Origin of the sequence: Nonomuraea sp. NPDC049784 (assembly GCF_040659615.1) — a bacterium.
Classification (GTDB): domain Bacteria; phylum Actinomycetota; class Actinomycetes; order Streptosporangiales; family Streptosporangiaceae; genus Nonomuraea.
The window spans coordinates 1-2,445 of record NZ_JBFAMX010000998.1 but is presented as its reverse complement, the minus strand read 5'-3'; the positions used below and the strand labels follow the sequence as shown (position 1 = coordinate 2,445).

At 69.4% G+C, this 2,445-nt stretch carries 4 protein-coding genes; 3 read left to right on the top strand and 1 reads right to left on the bottom strand.

The window, feature by feature from the left end; all coding sequences use genetic code 11:
- Positions 1 to 217 precede the first annotated feature (217 nt).
- The 3 genes from AB0J09_RS62305 (at position 218) to AB0J09_RS62295 (ending at position 1,775) form a co-directional block, all read left to right on the top strand.
- Positions 218 to 850, top strand: coding sequence for a hypothetical protein (locus tag AB0J09_RS62305; RefSeq protein ID WP_360713596.1), 633 nt, complete (start codon positions 218 to 220; stop codon positions 848 to 850).
- A 90-nt stretch (positions 851 to 940) separates the two neighbouring features.
- On the top strand, positions 941 to 1,633 hold the full coding sequence (locus AB0J09_RS62300) for a hypothetical protein (protein ID WP_360713594.1): 693 nt from the start codon (positions 941 to 943) through the stop codon (positions 1,631 to 1,633).
- Positions 1,608 to 1,775, top strand: a complete 168-nt coding sequence (locus AB0J09_RS62295; protein WP_360713592.1) for a hypothetical protein — start codon at positions 1,608 to 1,610, stop codon at positions 1,773 to 1,775. The genes AB0J09_RS62300 and AB0J09_RS62295 overlap by 26 nt, the downstream gene beginning before the upstream one ends.
- 46 nt (positions 1,776 to 1,821) lie before the next feature.
- Here the strand turns inward: AB0J09_RS62295 and AB0J09_RS62290 are convergent, their stop codons facing one another.
- Positions 1,822 to 2,232 carry a hypothetical protein gene (locus tag AB0J09_RS62290; RefSeq protein WP_360713590.1) on the bottom strand — a complete coding sequence of 137 codons (411 nt, stop codon included), beginning with the start codon at positions 2,230 to 2,232 and terminating at the stop codon, positions 1,822 to 1,824.
- Positions 2,233 to 2,445 lie beyond the last annotated feature (213 nt).

Here is a 2,445-nt window from a genome sequence, read left to right as displayed (position 1 = left end):
ACCAGCTTGGCATTGAGCAGCCGCGCCTGTGGGAGGCGTGGCCCGGCGGCTGGCCCGACGTCGACCCACCCGCCGGCGCTCCTGCGCGTCCCCCCGGGGCGCCGCCCGGCACCGGTCCGCGACCCCGCCGCCCTGCCAGCCGCCGCCCTGGCGACCTTGACCGTGACAAGCCGCTCGCGTCCCTGGGGCGACGCCGGCAACGAGAAGGAGCCCGTTGGTGAATGCCAGCAGTTCACGTCCGGCCACGGCGCAATGCGTCCGTGCGCCGGACGGCTATCACGTCCACGTCTACAACGTCATGCTCCAGCCGAACCACGAGAGCGCCTTTCCCGCGTTCGTCGAGCACCACCTGCACACCTGGGCGGCAGAGCACCAGGCGCTGTATCCCGACTCGCAGCCCGTCCATGCCTATCGTGATCTGCAGCTTCCGCCTCAGCCGCTGGGCTGGTACGGCCTCACCCGGCACGCACGGCCACTCGGCGGGTTCGACACCCTGGACCAGGCCTGGAGCACGCTGGAGGTGTCCGGCGACATCCCGGTGGTGACCTGCCTGCTCGCCGCCGACCGCGACGTCGGCGACCCGGCGCTCGCGTCGGTCCTGCCCACGCTCGAACTCCCGCAGGCGCTGATCGTGGATGGTCGGCTGGCCTGCCCGTACGAGGGATGCGGCGCTGTCGGCAGCCTGGAGCAGCTGCAGGTGGCCACCCGGTCCAACCCGTTGGAGATCACCGCGCCGGGCGTCATCACCGCCGACATCACCCCGGCGCCGTTCGACGACGACGGAGTGGAATGCACCGCGTGCACGCGCCGGGTGGCGCTGCCGCCCGAGTTCACGCTGATCGAGGACTGAAAACCACGGCCACTTCGGTGGTACGCGCACCCCGCAGGGCAGGCGCTCGCCGCCCGGCAGCGCCTGCCCCGCTCCCACTTTCTGACCCCGTTGGAGACCCCTCTGCCGACGATCACCAAGCAGGACGCCACCCGGCACGCCGAAGCGCAGAAGCTCGTGGACGCCCCCCGGCCGCTGACCCCGGATGAGCAGGACTTCGTGCTCGAACATTGGCACGAAGGCGCCGACGTCACCCACAACCTGGACGCCGCCTGGTTCACGCCGATAGAGCTCGCGTGGGAGATCAGGCACATGGTCGAAGGGCCGCGGATCCTCGATCTGTGCGCCGGGACCGGCCGCCTGGCCCGGGCCCGCCTCGACGATCCCGATCCGACCGACCCCGTTTCCGAGATGGTGTGCGTCGAGCGGAACCCGGCATACGTCAAAGTCGGCCGTAAGACGGTCCCGGAAGCGACCTGGATTTGCGCTGACGTGTTCGACCTCGCCCACACTGACCTCGGCCAGTTCGACACCGTGATGAGCAATCCGCCGTTCGGGTACACCCAGCGCACAGGCAACGGACCTCGCTACCGCGGGCGGCGCTTCGAGTACCACGTCATCGACATTGCCAGCGACCTGGCCCGAACAGGCGTGTTCATCGTGCCGCAGATCGCGGCACCGTTTCGGTACAGCGGCGTCCCCGTCACAACCTTCCACGGCGGCGACGAGGAGTTATCGGCGCTTTGTCGCCGCCACAGGCGTGGAGCTTGTCCCCGGCATGGAACTGGACACCTCCATCCATGACGACGCCTGGCGCGGCGTGAAGCCCAAGGTCGAAGTGGTCATGTGCCAGTTTCGCAAACGCGCGTCGCCGAAACCCGCTCCGATCGGTCGTCCTCAAGCGCTGGTCGCTTCCGGACCGGCTGGCCAGCCCGGCCTGTGGTGACCCCCTCCGCCCACCACAGGCCACGCTTCGTCATGGGCTGCGCCCGTCAGCTGGACCAGCTGGAGGAGGGCGCGGCGGAAGAGCTCCAGTTGGTGTCAGCCTGAGCGCCATCCCCCGTCGACGGCGGGGCGAAGTCCTTGCCGTCCGAAGGGGGAGCCGGATCTGCGGCGGCTGAAGCGGCCGACGCGGCACCCTGCTTCTGGCTGCGGGATCTCCCTCTGGGGCTCGCCGGTCGACGTGCTCTGCGCCGGCCGGTCGGCGCTTGCCCGAAGCCGAGCTCGGCCAGCCACTCCTCGGTGAATAACTGCCGAGCTTGGCCCAGCAGCTGTTCTCGCTTGGTCGTCAGTTCGCTGATCTCTTCGTCGATTTTGGCGAGCTCAACGAGCACCGGCAGGTTGGCGTCGAATAGCTGGCGGGCGGCCGCCCTAATGTCTTTGACATCGCTTCTGACACTCATGATCGACCAGAGTAAAGGCTGTCTGTGGCGGCGCGAAAGTACCCGCAAGACATCTGCTTTCCGGACTGAAGCCCGCCGCCGCCAGGACGCGTCATCCGGCCGATCGCGTACGCCTGCTCCCGGCGCCGCTTCTGGGATACCGCGTGCCCCCGCTCCGGAAGGCCAAGCCGCGCTTCGCGCGGTCGCCTCCGGCGAGCCTTCCTCCGCGGCCGC

Bases quoted from the DNA above. Each gene is read 5' to 3' on its own strand.
- AB0J09_RS62295 (WP_360713592.1), top strand. From the start codon at position 1,608: ATGGAACTGGACACCTCCATCCATGACGACGCCTGGCGCGGCGTGAAG.
- AB0J09_RS62290 (WP_360713590.1), bottom strand. From the start codon at position 2,232: ATGAGTGTCAGAAGCGATGTCAAAGACATTAGGGCGGCCGCCCGCCAG.